Annotated in this window: 13 protein-coding genes and 1 pseudogene; 5 read left to right on the forward strand and 9 right to left on the reverse strand. The window is 54.6% G+C overall.

From position 1 onward, the window contains the following. Nucleotides 1-63: 63 nt before the first annotated feature. The 6 genes and pseudogenes from AAGA79_RS14635 to AAGA79_RS14660 form a co-directional block, all read right to left on the reverse strand. Nucleotides 64-1,233, reverse strand: a pseudogene (locus AAGA79_RS14635) (Na/Pi symporter); the annotation flags it as partial. Between the two features lie 138 nt (nucleotides 1,234-1,371). Next, the gene (gene cmk / locus AAGA79_RS14640) at nucleotides 1,372-2,670 is read right to left on the reverse strand and encodes a (d)CMP kinase (RefSeq protein WP_411826558.1); all 1,299 of its coding nucleotides are present in this window, start codon (nucleotides 2,668-2,670) and stop codon (nucleotides 1,372-1,374) included. Beyond that, nucleotides 2,667-4,016 carry a 3-phosphoshikimate 1-carboxyvinyltransferase gene (gene aroA / locus AAGA79_RS14645; protein ID WP_411826559.1) on the reverse strand — a complete coding sequence of 450 codons (1,350 nt, stop codon included), beginning with the start codon at nucleotides 4,014-4,016 and terminating at the stop codon, nucleotides 2,667-2,669. Before aroA ends, cmk begins: the two co-directional genes overlap by 4 nt. Before the next feature lie 9 nt (nucleotides 4,017-4,025). Beyond that, nucleotides 4,026-4,880, reverse strand: coding sequence for a prephenate dehydrogenase (locus tag AAGA79_RS14650; protein ID WP_411826560.1), 855 nt, complete (start codon nucleotides 4,878-4,880; stop codon nucleotides 4,026-4,028). 72 nt (nucleotides 4,881-4,952) lie between these two features. Continuing rightward, complete coding sequence (locus AAGA79_RS14655) at nucleotides 4,953-5,381, reverse strand: hypothetical protein (protein ID WP_411826561.1); 429 nt, start codon at nucleotides 5,379-5,381, stop codon at nucleotides 4,953-4,955. Between the two features lie 179 nt (nucleotides 5,382-5,560). Continuing rightward, a complete protein-coding gene (locus AAGA79_RS14660) occupies nucleotides 5,561-6,541 on the reverse strand; it encodes a DUF4339 domain-containing protein (protein ID WP_411826562.1) in 981 nt (326 codons plus the stop codon). Nucleotides 6,542-6,707: 166 nt separating this feature from the next. Between AAGA79_RS14660 and AAGA79_RS14665 the strand changes: the two genes are divergently transcribed. Genes AAGA79_RS14665 through AAGA79_RS14675 form a run of 3 tightly spaced genes read left to right on the forward strand, consistent with a single transcriptional unit; the run spans nucleotide 6,708 to nucleotide 9,650 of the window. Next, nucleotides 6,708-8,048 carry a replication-associated recombination protein A gene (locus tag AAGA79_RS14665; protein WP_411826563.1) on the forward strand — a complete coding sequence of 447 codons (1,341 nt, stop codon included), beginning with the start codon at nucleotides 6,708-6,710 and terminating at the stop codon, nucleotides 8,046-8,048. Further along, a complete protein-coding gene (gene trmD / locus AAGA79_RS14670) occupies nucleotides 8,048-8,740 on the forward strand; it encodes a tRNA (guanosine(37)-N1)-methyltransferase TrmD (protein WP_411826564.1) in 693 nt (230 codons plus the stop codon). Before AAGA79_RS14665 ends, trmD begins: the two co-directional genes overlap by 1 nt. Before the next feature lie 46 nt (nucleotides 8,741-8,786). Further along, a complete protein-coding gene (locus AAGA79_RS14675; protein ID WP_411826565.1) occupies nucleotides 8,787-9,650 on the forward strand; it encodes a GH25 family lysozyme in 864 nt (287 codons plus the stop codon). Here the strand turns inward: AAGA79_RS14675 and AAGA79_RS14680 are convergent. After that, the gene (locus AAGA79_RS14680) at nucleotides 9,645-11,018 is read right to left on the reverse strand and encodes a phospholipase D-like domain-containing protein (RefSeq protein ID WP_411826566.1); all 1,374 of its coding nucleotides are present in this window, start codon (nucleotides 11,016-11,018) and stop codon (nucleotides 9,645-9,647) included. The genes AAGA79_RS14675 and AAGA79_RS14680 overlap by 6 nt on opposite strands. Before the next feature lie 212 nt (nucleotides 11,019-11,230). On the opposite strand from AAGA79_RS14680, the gene AAGA79_RS14685 reads away from it, so the two are divergent. Then, nucleotides 11,231-11,551: a DUF4235 domain-containing protein gene (locus AAGA79_RS14685; RefSeq protein WP_411826567.1), complete on the forward strand. Its 321-nt coding sequence runs from the start codon at nucleotides 11,231-11,233 to the stop codon at nucleotides 11,549-11,551. 9 nt (nucleotides 11,552-11,560) lie between these two features. Beyond that, nucleotides 11,561-12,421, forward strand: a complete 861-nt coding sequence (locus AAGA79_RS14690; RefSeq protein ID WP_411826568.1) for a YihY/virulence factor BrkB family protein — start codon at nucleotides 11,561-11,563, stop codon at nucleotides 12,419-12,421. Here the strand turns inward: AAGA79_RS14690 and AAGA79_RS14695 are convergent. Further along, nucleotides 12,418-15,636 carry an efflux RND transporter permease subunit gene (locus AAGA79_RS14695; protein WP_411826569.1) on the reverse strand — a complete coding sequence of 1,073 codons (3,219 nt, stop codon included), beginning with the start codon at nucleotides 15,634-15,636 and terminating at the stop codon, nucleotides 12,418-12,420. The two genes, AAGA79_RS14690 and AAGA79_RS14695, sit on opposite strands and share 4 nt — an antisense overlap. Continuing rightward, complete coding sequence (locus tag AAGA79_RS14700; protein ID WP_411826570.1) at nucleotides 15,633-16,820, reverse strand: efflux RND transporter periplasmic adaptor subunit; 1,188 nt, start codon at nucleotides 16,818-16,820, stop codon at nucleotides 15,633-15,635. The genes AAGA79_RS14695 and AAGA79_RS14700 overlap by 4 nt, the downstream gene beginning before the upstream one ends. Nucleotides 16,821-16,824 lie beyond the last annotated feature (4 nt).

Below are 16,824 nucleotides of genomic sequence, written 5' to 3' on the forward strand. Positions count from 1 at the left end.
TTCTGAATCAGTCACGTAACCAGATGCCGCAGGAATTTCTGCAGGCTTCTTTTTATCGAGCATGGACGTAGCAGTGAGCAACACGCCCGGAATTACGAAAAACACTCCCAGAATATAAACCAAGGCGTAGATTTTCCTCTCCGCCGCCAGACCGGCAAGCCACTCGGATGCCATGATCGGGAGCTCCCGCAGAAACGGAATCCCGTAAATGATCACGACTCCGAGAACGTTGTAGATCATGTGAACCGTGGCGATCTGGATGGCAAACAAAGCATTCTCACCACCAACCGAGGTAGAAGCCAAAAGCGCGGTGATACATGTTCCGATATTTGCTCCAAGGCAGAACGGATAGATCTGGCGCAGCGTGAAAATACCGGATCCTACCAGCGGCACGACAAGGGACGTAGTGGTCGAGCTCGATTGGACCAGAGTCGTTACAAGCGTGCCGGAAGCAATTCCGGAAATCGGGCCGCGACCAATTGCACCATGGAGAATCTTTTTTGCGCGACCTACCAGAAGCTTTCGCAACAACTTCCCGATCCAGGTGATCACGAAGAAAATCAGAACGATTCCCAAAATTGCCAGAATCACACCCGCAGCCGTCGTCCCCAATCCGGAGAGAGCCCCTTTGATCATTTCCACCGGGGGCTTGGTCATTGTTTTCATGAAATCAAGTCCACCAATCGACATATTCCCGCTACCCAGCAACGGTTTCACGATCCATGCGGACATTTTCTGAAGCGGTTGGAAAAAGATCTCCAGAGGCAAAAAGATTACCACACTGATGAGGTTGAAAAAGTCATGCACCGTTGCAGCAGCAAATGCGCGCTTGAACTCCGCACCGTCCCGCACGTGTCCCAGGCTGACCAGAGTATTGGTGATCGTTGTGCCTATGTTAGCACCCATCACCATTGGAATGGCGATTCCCACAGGGAGTCCGCCCGCTACCAGAGCCACGATGATGGAGGTGACAGTAGAGGATGACTGGATCAGCGCGGTAGCTACCGTACCGATTACCAAACCTGCGAATGGATTGCTCGCCAGCTCGAAGAGCTGTGCGGCATGCTCACCGGATGCCAGCTTGAAGCCGGAACCAATCATGCCTACCGCCACCAGCAAGCAGTAAACCAAGGCGGCTACGAAAGCCCACTTCAAGAACGCTTGTCCTTGTCCCGTATCTTCCAAATTCGCGGCTGGGGTTGCCGCGGTATCGTTTAGTGCGTTTGTTGTCATGCGCGGCGAGTTACACTTTATCGCCGCAAAATTTAGGACACCGATTATGTCTCAGTTTTGACACATTTCCCGAGAATTTCCGCCCCGGCAAAGGAACGCCCGCGCCCTCAACCGTGCCAATCGACACCAAGAAATTACCTAAAGCGCCTTGATCGCATCCATGATCCGATCGGTCAGCGCCTGATAACCCACCTTGCCCGAGTATGTTTTCAACTCCTCAGGCGTGAGAATGATCGGCTTACCAACCTTTACCGTGATCCTTGCGAACCGGATCTTTCCGGAGCCGCGTGGAAGGGCATCATCCGCCCCATAGATTCTTACCGGCTGAATCGGCACGCCGGCCTTTGCTGCAATGAGCCCTACGCCGGAAGCTGCCGGACCGATCTCACCATCAAGCGTTCTGGCTCCCTCGGGAAAAACCAGCACACGCCAGCCTTCCTTGAGCTTTCTGATAACAGTCTTCATTGAGCTCATATCAGGCCTTTCCTGATCTACAGGAATCGCATTCCACTGCGGGTAAACCCACTTGGCAGCTCCTTTGAAGAGAGTTTTCCGGGCGAAGAACACCATTTCGGTCTTGTAGAGATTCCCGATCAACGGCGGATCGAGGAAGCTTTGATGATTCGAGGCAACAAGCACTGGACCAGTGCGGATAAGGTTCTCTTTTCCAACAACATCCAAGCCGAACAGCGTGCGATAGGCAGCGCCGAAGGACATCCAGCCCAACCAGTAGATCCAGCGCATCGGTTTGGAGTTCGGATCTTCTTCCAGAAGTTGCGCGGGAACTTGAGAAAAGATCGGGAACCCTTGCTTGCGGAGAATTTCCACAGCCGCATCCGCCACACCGTCCACAGAAAGGGAAGAGGTATCGAGAAATTCCGCTCCGTCCGCGACCTTCAGCGGAGCAGTTTTCCTGGAACTGTCAGCTTTGTCCCGCGCCTCAACGGAATCCACTTCACCATCATCGGAGCGGCGTTCGCTCCTGACTGAAGGATCAGCATCGATATAGATTTTGAACGGAGTATCTGGAAAAACGACCGAACCAATATCTCTACCCTCCATGACTACATGTGTGTGTTTCAGGTAGTTCCGCTGCAGATGAACTAATTTACTCCGAACCTCGGGAATCGCAGAAACAACTGACACGTTTTCATTCACCTCTTTACTCCGTAGATTCCCTTCGGGATCCTCGCCATCAATCCTGATGGTGGATAGCGAGTCTTTTGAACCACACTCGATGTTCATCTTCTCCAAAGCGGAGACGACTTTCTTGGTATCTTTGGGATCAATTTTCTCCAGAAGAATCTTCCAGGTAACAGCTCGATACATCGCACCTGAATTGACCATTACGAGGCCGAGACGCTTGGAAAGCGTCTTTGCCAGAGTGCTTTTTCCAGATGCTGCGGGGCCATCGATGGCAATTGCTTGGTAGGTCATCGGATCGTAGTAGGGAGTATGAAATCTTCAGGTTTCGTGCGCTCGTGCCTGATCGCATCCAGATGATGCGCGAATCCCGGGTAGGAGGTGTTAATGCAGTCGGTGTCCTCTATGACAGTCTCGCCTGAAGCAAAGAGTCCGGCAATTGCAAAAGCCATCGCGATGCGGTGGTCCCCGTGGGATTTGATCCTGGCACCCTTGAGCTGGGAGCCGCCATGGATCGTCATTCCATCGATGAACTCTTCCACATCCACGCCCATTTTTCTCAGGTTTTCCACGGTCGTGGTGATGCGGTCAGTCTCCTTCACGCGCAGTTCCTTCGCATTGCGGATATGGGTAGGTCCTTCCGCAAGCGCTGCGGCGACCGCGATGACCGGGATCTCATCGATCAGGTTCGGAATCTCTTCAGGCAGGAGAGTTGTCCCTTTCAGCGGAGCTCCTTTGATCTCGATGTTCCCCATCGGTTCTCCATCGGAAATCGTCACAATTTCTGTCATTTGGGCACCCATTCTTCCCAGCACTTTCAAAATCGCCGTACGGGTAGGATTCAAGCCAACATCTTTTATCAATAGTCGGGAGCCGTCCATTGCGGCAGCTGCCACCAACCAGAAGGAAGCGGATGAAATATCGCCTGGAACCCTGAAATCAAGGGACTCCGGAGTTTGCCCGCCCGGCAGGGAAATCTTTTCACCTTCAGTGCGGATGGAAACCCGGAAGGATGTCAACATACGCTCGGTGTGATCCCGTGTGATCGCAGGCTGGATAACCTCGGTGATTCCTTCGGCGAACATGCCGGCAAGAAGAACAGCGCTTTTCACTTGGGCGGATGCCACCGGAAGATGATAACTGATCGGCTTCACCTTGCTGCCGTGAATCTTAAGTGGCGCGCAACCGGGCTTCTCACCCAGTGTCTCTATGTTTGCACCCATTTCGGAAAGCGGCTCGGTGATCCGGCCCATCGGACGGGAGGAGAGCGAGGCATCCCCGAAAAGCTCGGAAGTAAATTCCTGGCCAGCGAGCAAACCAGCCAAAAGACGCATACCTGTCCCAGAGTTGCCACAGTCGATAGGGGCCTCCGGAGCAGTGAGTTTCATTCCTTTTCCATGGATACGAAGAAGAGTAGGTCCATAGCCGTCCATTTCCTCGAGAACCTCGAAATTCGCACCCAGTGCCCGCATCGCCTTGAGCGTATTTAGGCAATCCTCACTTGGTAGAAAGTTCGCTATCTCACAAACACCATTCGACAAACCACCGAAAATCGCAGCGCGGTGGGAAATACTTTTATCTCCCGGCACACTGAATTCTGCATTGAGGGAGGAGATGGCTTTTACGCTGAGAGAGGACATGTTCTTGTTTTATGAAATATTCGTAAGGGTATCGCGGAGAGATTTTGCATCGCCCAGCCATTGCCGCGCCATTTCTTGGTCAGACTTCTCGAGTGTGGCAAGAATTTCACGAAGCTCGGAGATGGTTTCCTTCAAAACAGGAATAATTGCACCCCGATTTTCAGTAATAATTTCCGCCCACATGGCTGGATTCCCCGATGCCACCCGTGTGGTATCCCGTAGGCCGCCCCCGCCGAAGGCTCCCAGAGCGGGATCCTTTAGTGAAGATTTCGCCGTTGCTGCCGCAGTAATATGAGGAAGGTGACTGATGCGGGCGACCATTCCATCGTGTTGTTCCGCCGTAGTCCAGCTGGTCCGGCATCCTAGGGACTGCCAGAAAATTTCCAACTGCTGTGAAAGCTTATCCGACGCTTTTGAATCATTTGTGAGTATGCATGCAGCATTCTCGAACAGACCCTCCCGCGCCGCCTCCAGGCCATTCTGCTCGGAACCTGCCATAGGATGGCTTCCGATAAACGGGTTCCCCGAATTCTTTAGGATAATTTCGAGTGAGTGATGGGGCGCCTGCTTGACCGAACCTACATCCGTAATCAGGCACGTTGCCGGAAGCCCTGCCTCGATCGCAGCTTTTACCAATCCCGGCATGGCGCCCACAGGGACCGCCAGAATCAACAGATCAGCGCCAGCCACAGCTTCAGCAAGATCGCAGGTAGCTCCACTGATCCCGAGCTTTTCCGCCTGGGAGACAGCGGATGGATTTCTGAACCAGAGACTCAAGCTCTCCGCGTTTTTTAACGAAAGCGCCACAGAGCCCCCAAGAAGCCCCCCGCCCAGAATGCTGACTTTTCGGAAAAATTGACTCATAAAAATGGCCGGATCCAAGGGTATGGACCCGGCCTTGAAAATGTTAGGTATATGATCCTTCAGCGAACCGGCTTAAGGGACGCGGAAGTATTTCTTCTCGGATGCAGGATAGGTAGGATCCTGAACAAGCGTGCCGCTCGGGATATCACGAACGTCTACCAACTTGTTGTTGAAAGGGCTGAATACAAAACCTTCCTTGCCTGGAACCGGATTCGCGAAAGGGTAATCAGTGCGCTTTTCGGAAGCCGGCTTGTCTGGAGTAGTCGTCGTGGTGTCTTCGCGTTTCTCTACTTTTTGCTGCTCTGCCTGTTTGCGGTTTTCAGCGGCCTTCATGCGATCGCGCTGCTCTTGGATCTTCTGCTGATCCTGGCTTGTGAGCGATTCCACTTCGGATTTTGGCTTTGGCTTCTGTTTGTCCGCTGGACGATCAGGCACAACGTAGCAGGAAGAAAGGGCAAGGCAGCCGATTAGCGGCAAACTGAGGAGAAAGGCAGGTTTCATGGCAATGAATAAGAGGATCGGAATTCCGGGATAGGACGATACAAAAATATCATCCCCCTCAGCCAGATGTAAGGGAGAGCCAGCAGGCCGTCAAGCCACCTGATTGGCAAAGCTATAGAAAAAACGCAGCCGCTCCTCTATCTTCCGAGATGAGAAATCACAGCATCTGCCGGGAATGATCAATCCGGTAACTTTGCCAGCATCGGGACCAACGTCCCCGGTTCGTCAAGAATGGCGCGCCCGCCGTATTGCATCCATCGGTAACAAATAACCCAAGCGATATAGATCATCGGATAGGCGAAAACCAGCCCGATACCCAGTGCAAGACAGCCAGCAATAGCTACCACCGTGGTCAGTAACACGACAACAGCCAGCTGAAGCTTATTCCCCCGCGTAAGCTTCGAACTATAGGAAAATGCCTCCCTGATCCCTAAGTCCTTATCCACTATCGCCGGAAGATATTGGCCGAAACGCAGCATAAGATAAATCCCGGGGAAGATGAAGAGGAGGAATCCAACCATGATCATCACAGTGTATAAAATGTAGGCTCCGAACGCCTTCATCAGAAATTTACCGCTACCGAATAGCTGGCCGACGGAAACAGGTCTCCCGGAAATCACATTCAGGCACATCCGCGTCGCCCCGAGAATAAGGAATGTGGAAACGAAACCCGAGATCAGATGGGATATGATGGAAAAAGCGACTACCGCGGGAATGTTTTCCGCAGTTTCACCCGGCTTCATCACATAACCCAATCCGGCCCCTAGGAAATCAAAACCCAAAGATAGTGAAATGGTCACCACTAGGAAAATGATGGATGCCACAAGGAAAGGCGCAGCGTTCCTCATCATCAGATCGAACGCCCTCTTGATCACAGCAGTCCCGATAATCGGCTCACTCCCGGGCTCGATTTCAGTCAGTTCCCCTGACGACAGAGGATAAGCAAACGGGTGAATCCCTACCCCCGCGGTCGCTGGCGCAGCCACCACACTACCGGAAAGCTCGGGCACTTGCGAAGCGGAGACCCAATTCGGCAAAGTCGAATTCCACACCAGATCATTCTGCGCATCCATCGTTCCGGCTTCCAACATGGCCCGGATTTCCTCGATTGGAACGGGACCCTGCTGCGCACCGCCTTTTGCATAAAACCACTCACTCATTGCGAAACACCTAGCTAGCCGCTCCCGCCACCACAACGCAATTCCACCCTCTACATGCAAATCTCCGGCTGAATCGCTACGTCTAATCCTGTCATGATGATCCTCCACGAAAATTCAAAAATGGTAGCCCTTGGCCAGATTGAAACGTAACGTCCCGAACAGCCGAATGTCCGATCTCTTCACCAATCCTCAAGCCACCGCCAACAAACCGGAAGTCTCCGAACCACTGGCCGCACGCATGAGACCCAGCACCCTCGATGAAGTTCTCGGCCAGAACCATATCCTTGGAGAGGGGAAACTACTCCGCCGTGCCATCGAGGCGGACCGCTTCACCTCCCTCATTTTCTACGGACCACCGGGCACCGGGAAAACCTCCCTTGCCAACGTCATCGCGCGCACCACCGGTTCCCGATTCGAATCCCTCAATGGAGTCGAATCCAACGTTGCGGAAATCCGTGCGAAAATAGAACAGGCGAAGATCCATCGCGACCTCCGCGGTGAAACAACCATCCTTTTCATCGACGAAATCCACCGCTTCAACAAAGCCCAGCAAGACGTCCTCCTCCCCCATCTCGAGCGCGGCACAGTCCGCTTCATCGGTGCCACCACTCACAACCCTTATTTCTACGTAAACTCTCCGCTTGTGTCCCGCTCACAGATTTTCCAGCTGGAGCCAGTCGATACGGAAAATATTCACAACCTACTCCAGAGAGCTATTTCCGATCCCGAGCGCGGCCTCGGGAAACTGGAAATCACAGCCGATCCCGAAGCCCTCCAGCATCTAGCCAGACTCTCCGATGGCGACGTCCGCAAGGCACTCACCGCACTGGAGCTGGCAACCATTTCCCCTACGGAAAAAATTCACATCACCCTTAAAATCGCCGAGGAATCCATCCAACGGAAAGCCATCGATTACGGCGATGAAGGCCATTACGATACCATCTCCGCATTCATAAAATCCATCCGTGGCTCCGATCCCGATGCCGCACTTTACTGGCTCGCGAAAATGCTCCACGCCGGTGAAGATCCACGCTTCATTTCCCGCCGCCTCGTCATCTCCGCCTCGGAAGACATCGGCCTCGCGGATTCCGGCGCACTTCGCGTTGCTCTCGATGCACACCACGCCCTCGAATTTGTCGGCATGCCGGAAGGTCGCATCCCCCTCGCCCACGCCACCGTCTATCTGGCCACCTCACCGAAGTCCAACAGCGCCTACGCCGCTCTCGCCACCGCCATGAAGGATGTGGAAACCGGCCGCACGCTCTCCGTCCCGCCACACCTCCGCACAAAGACCCGTAAAAAACTCGCCTCCGCATCCGGCACCCCGGATGAGGACATGAAATACCTCTACTCCCACGATTATCAGGGTGCCTACATCCCTCAATCCTACCTACCCGAGGGCCGCACCTATTATAACCCAGGCGACCAAGGCCTCGAAAAACGCATAAAGGAACGCCTCGAATACTGGAAATCCCTCCACGCAAACGCCCCCACTCCAGAATCATAGTGAAAATCGACATCCTCACCCTCTTTCCGGAAATCGCCCTCTCCCCGCTCAGCGATTCCATCATCCAGCGCGCCAGAGACGCCGGCCTCGTGGAAATCCAGGCACACAACCTCCGCGATTGGTCCCAGGACAAGCACAACCGCGTCGATGACACCCCCTGCGGCGGCGGACCCGGCATGGTCCTCCAGCCCGGCCCCCTCCACGCAGCTATTTCCGAGCTCAAGCAGGAAAACACACGCGTCATCCTCATGACCCCACAGGGGCGACAGCTTAAACAGGCACACTCACGCGCCCTTTCATCCAAATCCCATCTGCTAATTGTCTGCGGCCACTACGAGGGCATCGACCACCGCATCATCGAAACCCTCATCGATGAGGAGATCTCAATCGGAGACTATGTTCTCACCAACGGCGCCATCGCCGCCGCTGTCCTGTGCGACTCCATCATCCGCCTTCTCCCCGGCGCACTCGGCGATTCCCAATCAGCCATCGAGGAATCCTTCACAGATCCCAACCTTCTGGAAGCCCCCTGCTACACCCGCCCGGTGGATTTCCAGGGAATGAAGGTCCCGGATATTCTCCTCTCCGGACACCACAAAAACATTGGAAAGTGGCGCACTGAGCAAGCACTCGCCCGCACCCTGGCCAATCGCCCGGACCTTAGGGAAAACGCAAGCGATTCGGAAAACTGAACCATCGTTCCTTGCGGGCTCACGCTTGGAATGATTGGATCGCGACATGAAAAAATTTCTAATCCTGCTGGCTATCCCGCTCCTCACCCAATGTGGCGGCGGAGGCTTCGGCGGAACAAGCGTTACAAAATCGCCCACCGTTCTCAACGTCTCCGGCTGGGATCCCAAGGAAACCCAGCGTGGCGGAGCGAAATACTCCCAATACGATGTCTCCGCGCTCCGCTCCAATGGTGGAGTCGCACTCATTGCCCGCTCCGCAAAGGGCCCTTTGCTCGACGATAAATTCGGTGATTTTATAAAATCCGCCGATCGCCAGGGAATGATGATCGGTGCATACCACTTCGTCACCATGGATCAGGACCCCGTCCTCCAGGCAGATAACTTCATCAACCGGGTAAAAAGCGTAGGCGCGGCAAAAGGCCTCTCCGGCAAGCGCCTGCTCCTCGTCGGCGATTTCGATACAAAATCCAGCCCGGACAGACTCGTGAAATTCATCACCCGCGTCCACGATCGCACCGGCGTATACCCCGTTACTTATCTTGAGAACAGCGACGGCCTGCGCTCCAGCCTCAGAAACGCCACTCCCCAGCAAAAAGCCATCATCCGCCACTCTCCTTATTGGCTGGCTCTCTACGGACCCGGCGGCACGGAGCGTACCATGTCCCGCCAAGGCGCGCTCACACCAGATGGGCTCACAGAACTTTACGGAGTCTGGAACACCTGGTCCATGTGGCAGTATGGCGGCGTAACCTGGGGGAATGGCCGCTCCGACTCGAAACATTACAGCACCTCGTCATGGCGCAGTCCCCGTTATTTCGGAAATCTGGCCATGCCGATGGAAAGGAATGTATTCAAAGGCGATTTCAAGGACCTTGCAGTCTTCTGGCACCGCCACAGCATCACGCTATAGTTGATCCGCCACAAATTCCGCTACCGGAGCCACCGCGGAATCCGTATCTTTCAGTTTCATCCTGCGGGATTTCGCAATCCCCGGGCGGAACACCTTGCCCACCAGCGTCTCCACCTCCTGCTTGTCTGAAAATGAAATATTCAGCTCCCGGTTGATCCGCATGCTCAGCGTGTCCATATTTGCAGACCCCGCCGTCGCCCAATTATCGCAGACCATCACCTTCAGGTGGGCCATACGCGGGTAGCGATACAGCTTCGCCCCAGCCTCTATAAGAACTCGCGCGGTTGCCAGGTTCCCTATATCCATGATTGCCGAGTCCCCCTCCGCGGCAAGAATGACCTTAACATCCACACCTCGTTTGGCCGCACCGCGGACTGCTAGAACAATTTCATCGTTCGCGAAATAAGGATTCACGATCAGAATTCTTTCCTTCGCCCCACGAATCGCCAGAAGACTGGCCTCCAGAATCTCCTGCCGCGCACTCCCCGCATCCGTTCTCAGGATCCGCATCGGGATGGCACCTTCCGGCCTTGATGGCTTGGAAAATTTCTTATTCGCCCACAGAGACGCATAGTCCCCGAACGGCCCGGAAGTCCTCCACGCTTTTTCAAAAAGCCCCGACATGGAACCCACAATCGGGCCATTCACCCGGACCATCAGGTCATGCCACTCGCTGTAGTATTCCCGCCCCATGTTCATTCCGCCGACAATTGCCGTGTTGTCATCGAAAATCAGCATCTTCGTGTGATCCGCCACCAACCACGGATTGAGCGTCCTGCGCACCTCGACATCAGAGTCCTTGGTGATGTAATCCATCATACTTGATGGTGCTTCAAACCCCTTTTTAGGCTGCGTTTCCGGGCTGGAAAGATGCGCCGATGCCGTCCCGAAATCATCCCACAGCAGATTCACATCCACTTCCTGGGAGCGCTGTTTCAACTTATCCGCGTAACGCACCGCAATATCATCATTATCGAAGATATAGAGCTGAATCTTGATCGATTTTCTCGCATTTGCAATCTGCCGGTCCAGTTCGGGGAAGAACTCATCCCCATCCACCAGCCACTTCAGCGTGCCATACTCGGCCTTCGGGAAACCCTCATCATCCAGCATTTTTTCAAAAGCAGGCGTCCCGGGGGTATTTTCCAGCGCAGGTTCCGGCAGAAGATCCGGCGGCAGATTTCCGATCAATACCTCACGGGGACGGTAAACAGCCACCGCCACACCCTGGCGGACGGTGGTCACCGGCTGCTTCACCGCGGCCAGCACCGTGCCCCTGAAAGTGGTTTCGGCAAAACGTTTTCCCGCCATCATCGGATCCAATGCCACGGTTTTCGGCTCCGAATTCTGGGTGCTTAACCCAATCATACTCCCACACGAAACCAGAAGAGGGCAGGCAGAAAGGAACACTCCTCCAGCCAGAAATTTCAGTCGATCGCTCTGCATAAGAGATCCATACATGCGGATCGGACTTCCTCAAGGCCGATAGCGCATCTGTAGTATCTGAAAATTTGTAATCATCCACTCCTGTGCCATTCTATTCTTGCCTCAACTGATTAATTAAAAATCTCAGCCTCCTTATGAAAATCAAAGACTCCAAACAGCTAGGAATGGTCGCCGTAGGATTCATCGTCCCGATGCTTGCCGCACGTATGACCAGAAGTTTCGCCAGAAAGGGATACAGCATCATTACCCATGATAAGGTTCCCAGAAATCCAGCACATCCCAGGGTGGATTGGAGTGATGCGCTCATCTGGGCGGTTCTCTCCGGTGCAGTCGCGGGTGTATCACGCATGGTGGCACTACGCATGCTCTCCGGAACCGTTATTCCGGCCGAAGGCGACGATATGGAGGAAGAAATCAACGAAATCGATGGTTTGGAAGACGTCGAAATCGATTAGAACAACGCCATGATCTCGCTCCTTAAAGAAACCTTCAAAGAATTCATGGAGGACAAGGCCATGCGTCTCAGCGCAGCCCTCGCCTACTACTCCGTGTTCTCTCTGGCGCCGCTTCTCATCATCGCCATTTCCATCGCCGGCTCAATCTTCGGAGAGAAAGCAGCCGAAGGCGCCATACAGGAACAACTTACCCAGACGATCGGCAAGGAAGCCGCGGTAGCGGTGGAAAGCATGATCAGCAGTGCCCACCTCGGTGGAGACAGCTGGATTATGACCCTCGTTGGGATAGGTGCGCTTCTTGTAACCGCATCCGGGGTTTTCGCACAGCTCAAGGACGCCATGAACACCGTCTGGGGATTGAAGCCGAAACCAGGTCTGGGCATAACCGGATTCCTTAAAGGACGCCTCGCCGCACTTTCCATGGTTCTGGTTATCGGATTCCTGCTGCTCGTTTCACTAGTCGCGGATACAGCCAGCGCCGTGGCAATAAAGTGGTTGGGCGATGCTCTTCCCATCCCCGGTTTCCTTTTCCAAGGCATCACTTTTACAGTCTCAATTGGGATCGTCACGCTCCTCTTCGCCATGATTTTCAGGATCCTCCCTGACGCAGAAATCCGCTGGAGTGACGTCTGGAAAGGCGCATTTCTAACCGCGATTCTGTTCGCTATAGGCAAAATGCTGCTTGGTATCTATCTCGGCCGCGAGGGAGCATCATCCACCTATGGAGCTGCCGGGGCGTTGATTTTGTTACTGAGCTGGGTCTACTATTCCGCCAATATACTACTTCTCGGAGCAGAGTTTACCCAAGTGTATGCCCGGCATCGCGGCCGACGGATTGAGCCGAATGAAAGCGCAATCCGCGAAAGCTAACCCAGCCGCTTCTTCCTGCTGCCGAGCATTTTGATATCCTCAAGGATAAGATAAATGCCCGGCACGAGGAACAGCGTGATCACCGTTGCGAAAAGAATCCCGAACGCCAGCGAAACCGCCATCGGTATCAGGAATTTCGCCTGCATATCTGTTTCCAGAATCATCGGCATGATTCCTACGAAGGTGGTCAGGGAAGTGAGGAGAATCGCACGGAAACGCCTGCCACCTGCCGCTACGGCAGCATCATGCAGCGAGTCCGATTCCTCCCTGTGGCGATTCACATAATCCACCATCACAAGTGAATCATTCACCACCACGCCCGCCAGCGCGACCAGGCCGCACATCGACATAATACTAAGGTTCATTCCCAGCAGAGCATGCCCCCAGATGGCTCCCACCAGACCGAAAGGAATCACAGACATGATAATCAGGGGTTGTAGATAAGAGCGCAGCGGAATCGCGATCAAAACATACATCCCCACTAGTGCGGCGAGGAACCCCATACCAATTTCCCTCACGGAATCATTCTGATCCTTTTGCTCTCCCTCGAAGGAATATCGCACCCCGGGGAATTTCATCGGAATCTGTTCGAGAATTTTTTCAGTGAACCCGCCCACCACCACATTCGCATTCACACCTGCCTCCACATCGGCCGTGATCTTCACCGAACGCTGGCGATCGGTCCGCTCGATTACCGCAGGACCGCGCCCCGGCTCCAGAGTTACCACTTGTAGCAGCGGCACTTCATCGCCCTCCGGAGTGCGAATATTCATGGTCTCAAGACTGTCCAACGTGCGTCTGTCTTCCCTGGGAAAACGGACCATCACCTTCACTTCATCCCGCCCGCGCTGGAGCCGCTGCACCTCATTTCCGTAAAATGCATCGCGCACCTGTAACGCCACATCTTCCAACCGGAGCCCCAATGCACGCCCTGCCGGAGTAAGTTCCTTGAAACGCAACTCGTCTTTCCCAGCCCGATTCGAATCGGATATATCGATCACTCCCGAGAAATTCTCCAATCCGTCCTTCGCAAAAGCCGTAGCTTCCACCAGACGATCCAAGTTCGGTCCAGTAAGATTCACATCGATCGCATTTCCCCCGGTGGCAGTTTCCGCCTGGATGCTCAGCTCCACGACACCCGGGATTGTTCCGACCAACGCCCGCCACTCCGCCACCAATTGCTCCGAGCCCACCGATCGATCATTCGCAGCGGCCAGCTCAATGGTGACCTCTCCCAGATGAGTCGCCACAGGTGCTCCTCCCGGTGCCATGGTCGTGAGGAATGGTTGCGTTCCCGAGCTGGAAAGCACGTGCTTGATGATGTTGTCCCCGGTGTTTGTCTTATACTTCTCAGATAAAACCAGCGCCGCATCTTCGATCCGTTTCACCGCCTTCTCCGTTTCCGCAAATGGCACACCTTGGGAAAGCTCAACCTTGGCACTGAGGATATCCCCTTCCACCTCCGGCATGAATTGAGCCTTGATCAACCCGGTTGCCACCGTCGCCAAGGTGAGAACCAGCACAGCGATGAACACCGCAGCAGTCACATAGCGCCATTTGAGGGAAAACCGGAGAGCCGGCTGATAGACCTTTTCCACAAATGTCTCCAAACCATCCGCTATCGTCCTCTGCAACGCAAAAAGCCCATCCAGCGCACGCTTCAGGAAAAACCTGGAACGGGCTTTTTCAGACCGGTCCCGCGGAGACAGCAACGCAAGGTGGGCAGGGAGTACAAACTTTGATTGCAGCAGGGAAAACGCCAGCGTCGGGATCACCACCAGAGGAATATTCGGCCAGATTTTTCCGCTAACCCCACTCAGTCCCAGCATCGGCGTAAAGGCCACCATCGTCGTCAACACGCCGAAGACCACAATTGTCCCCACCTCGCTCGTCCCCTTCCAGGCGGCGATGCTCGGGTGCTCTCCTTTCTGAATCCGGGTGTAAACGTTTTCCCCGGTGACAATCGCATCATCCACCACGATCCCTAGCACCAGGATGAAGGCAAAAAGGGAAATCATATTCACGGAAATCCCCATGTAAGGCATCAGCCAAATCCCGCCGGCAAAGGAAACAGGAATTCCCAGCGCCACCAAAAATGCCAGCGATGGCCGGAGAAACAGGGTCAAAACCGCCAGTACAAGAATCAGTCCGGTGATCGCATTCCGCTTCAATAGATCCAGACGCCCGATCAGATACACACTCTGATCGTTCCAGATCGAGAGTGTAACACCTTCCGGCAAACGCTCTTTGGAATCTTTCACATACGTCCGCACCAGCTCGGCCAGAGCAAGAGTATCCTCATTCCCTACCCTGAATACATTGATGAGAACGGAATTTTCCTCATCGAAACGGCTGCTCAGATCCACGTCTTCGAATCCATCGATAAGATCCGCAACATCACCTAATAGAACTGCACTACCATCCGCCATGGTCGCCACCGGGATATTGCCCATCTCGCTTGCCTCGTAGCGTTTCCCCAGCGCCCGCAAAATCACCTCGCCGCGTTCCGTTCTTACAGAACCACCCGGCAAATCCAGCGTGCTACTACGCACTGCCTGCGCAATGTCCGAGAGCCTGAGCCCCAGCTTCTCCAGCCGCTCTTCGGAGACCTCGATCGAAATTTCATAGGGCCGCGTTCCGGCAATCTCCACCTGACTGATCTTCGGTGTTCCGCCAAACATTCTTCCGAACACCGTCCCCATGCTATTCGCTTTGGGCGCCTCGTATGTCAGCAAATCATCCCGCACCCGCTCCGCCAGCTTCCGCAGGGTCGCTTCATCCGTATCCGCTGTCAGCGTCACACTCATCACCGGTGCTTTGATAAGAATCTCTTCCAACACCGGCGTCTCCGCCTCTTCGGGGAAATTCTCGATCGCATCCACGCGCGATTTCACATCGCTCATCACATTCCGAACATCGTAGCCGGTCTCCACCTCCACCATCACGGAACCGACATTCTGCGCAGCCGTTCCGCGGATTTTTTTGATCCCCTGCAAGTCCGCGATCGCCTCCTCCACGGGAATCACCACCCCGCGCTCCGCTTCTTCCGGCGTAGCATTTGGATACGGGATTCTCACCGCTACCGCATCAATGGAGACCTCCGGAAAAATCTCCTTCTTCAGCTTGAACCACGTCGCGAATCCCGCCAGCAGGACCACGAGCATCATAAAATTCCCCGCTACGTGGTTGCGGGTAAACCATTTGATCGCATTCATTTCCCCTCCTCGGAAACTGGTTCCTCAATCTCGACTTCCATATCCACCACCGGCGCGGAAAGACGGGTGAGCACGATTCGCTCTCCCGCCTCCAGACCATCGTGGATCACCACACTTTTCTCCGTCAGGCGAATGACCTCCACATCACGGAAATCGATTTTACTCTCCCCGTTTACCAGGATCACCTGATTCCCGTCCAGCAGCGCGCGCCGTGGAATCTCCACCACATCCTCCATCACGCTCCCATCCAGCACCGCATACACGAACAATCCGACGGGTGGCAGCGGAAATTCCGCACGCTCCGCCGGCAAAACCCGCACCACAATACTTGCCGAAAGTGTCTTCCTCTCGATCTCAGGATCCACTCGTGCGATTTCCGCCTCCCACTCGAAATCACGGATGCCGATCTTACCTTTCAGTATCACCTTACCCGTCGCCTCACCATCCTCATCACGGGCCAGAAAACCGAAATCCTCCAGGCTGAGCGGTAAACGAACCTCAAGCTCCTCGCTGGTATAAAGCTCCGCAATCATCATCCCGGGAGACACCACCGCACCCACTTCCACCATCGCGGATCTCACTGAAGCATCGAAGGGCGCCATGATCTCGGAGCGCTCCACATCCCGCCGCGCACGTGCCACGTCCTCGCCAGCGGAGGCAGTGTTCGCCTCGGATGCGGCCAACTGGGGCTTCCGTAAAACAAGCGGGCTCGCATCTCCACGGCCAAGCCGCCTCCAATCCAGATCAGCCTGTTCCACCCGGGCCTTTTCCTGCTCCAACTCCAGTTTCGCATTCGCCAACGCCACCTCGGCCGTAGCCAGAGCAGCCCGGAAATCGGATGGATCAATTTGCGCAAGGCGCTCGCCTTTTTTTACACTTCCTCCACGTTTCAGATGTGGGGAAATCTCCATCACGCGCCCACCTACCTCTGCTGCCAGCTGCGTTTCGCGAGTGCTCTCCACCACTCCCTGGGTGGATATTTTCACCTGATACGCACCCGGCTCGGCGATCACCACCTCAGCCGCTGGAACGATGCGCTTCTTCTCCTCCTCTGCCGCCTGGCGTTTGTTTACCACCAGAATAATCACCCCCAGAATCGTGATTCCCAAAATCGCCAGAATCAGAACGAACGAAAGCACAGCCCGCACCTGAATTTTCCGATCCGTTTCGTATTTTTCATTCATAATC

Source organism: Luteolibacter sp. AS25 (genome assembly GCF_046736275.1).
Lineage (GTDB): Bacteria > Verrucomicrobiota > Verrucomicrobiia > Verrucomicrobiales > Akkermansiaceae > Luteolibacter.

What these genes read in the sequence shown, in the direction of transcription:
- cmk (WP_411826558.1), bottom strand. Translation starts at nt 2,670, where the DNA reads ATGACCTACCAAGCAATTGCCATCGATGGCCCCGCAGCATCTGGAAAA.
- AAGA79_RS14695 (WP_411826569.1), bottom strand. Translation starts at nt 15,636, where the DNA reads ATGAATGCGATCAAATGGTTTACCCGCAACCACGTAGCGGGGAATTTT.
- AAGA79_RS14665 (WP_411826563.1), top strand. Translation starts at nt 6,708, where the DNA reads ATGTCCGATCTCTTCACCAATCCTCAAGCCACCGCCAACAAACCGGAA.
- AAGA79_RS14650 (WP_411826560.1), bottom strand. Translation starts at nt 4,880, where the DNA reads ATGAGTCAATTTTTCCGAAAAGTCAGCATTCTGGGCGGGGGGCTTCTT.
- AAGA79_RS14680 (WP_411826566.1), bottom strand. Translation starts at nt 11,018, where the DNA reads ATGATTGGGTTAAGCACCCAGAATTCGGAGCCGAAAACCGTGGCATTG.
- AAGA79_RS14690 (WP_411826568.1), top strand. Translation starts at nt 11,561, where the DNA reads ATGATCTCGCTCCTTAAAGAAACCTTCAAAGAATTCATGGAGGACAAG.
- AAGA79_RS14685 (WP_411826567.1), top strand. Translation starts at nt 11,231, where the DNA reads ATGAAAATCAAAGACTCCAAACAGCTAGGAATGGTCGCCGTAGGATTC.
- AAGA79_RS14700 (WP_411826570.1), bottom strand. Translation starts at nt 16,820, where the DNA reads ATGAATGAAAAATACGAAACGGATCGGAAAATTCAGGTGCGGGCTGTG.
- AAGA79_RS14675 (WP_411826565.1), top strand. Translation starts at nt 8,787, where the DNA reads ATGAAAAAATTTCTAATCCTGCTGGCTATCCCGCTCCTCACCCAATGT.
- AAGA79_RS14655 (WP_411826561.1), bottom strand. Translation starts at nt 5,381, where the DNA reads ATGAAACCTGCCTTTCTCCTCAGTTTGCCGCTAATCGGCTGCCTTGCC.
- AAGA79_RS14660 (WP_411826562.1), bottom strand. Translation starts at nt 6,541, where the DNA reads ATGAGTGAGTGGTTTTATGCAAAAGGCGGTGCGCAGCAGGGTCCCGTT.
- aroA (WP_411826559.1), bottom strand. Translation starts at nt 4,016, where the DNA reads ATGTCCTCTCTCAGCGTAAAAGCCATCTCCTCCCTCAATGCAGAATTC.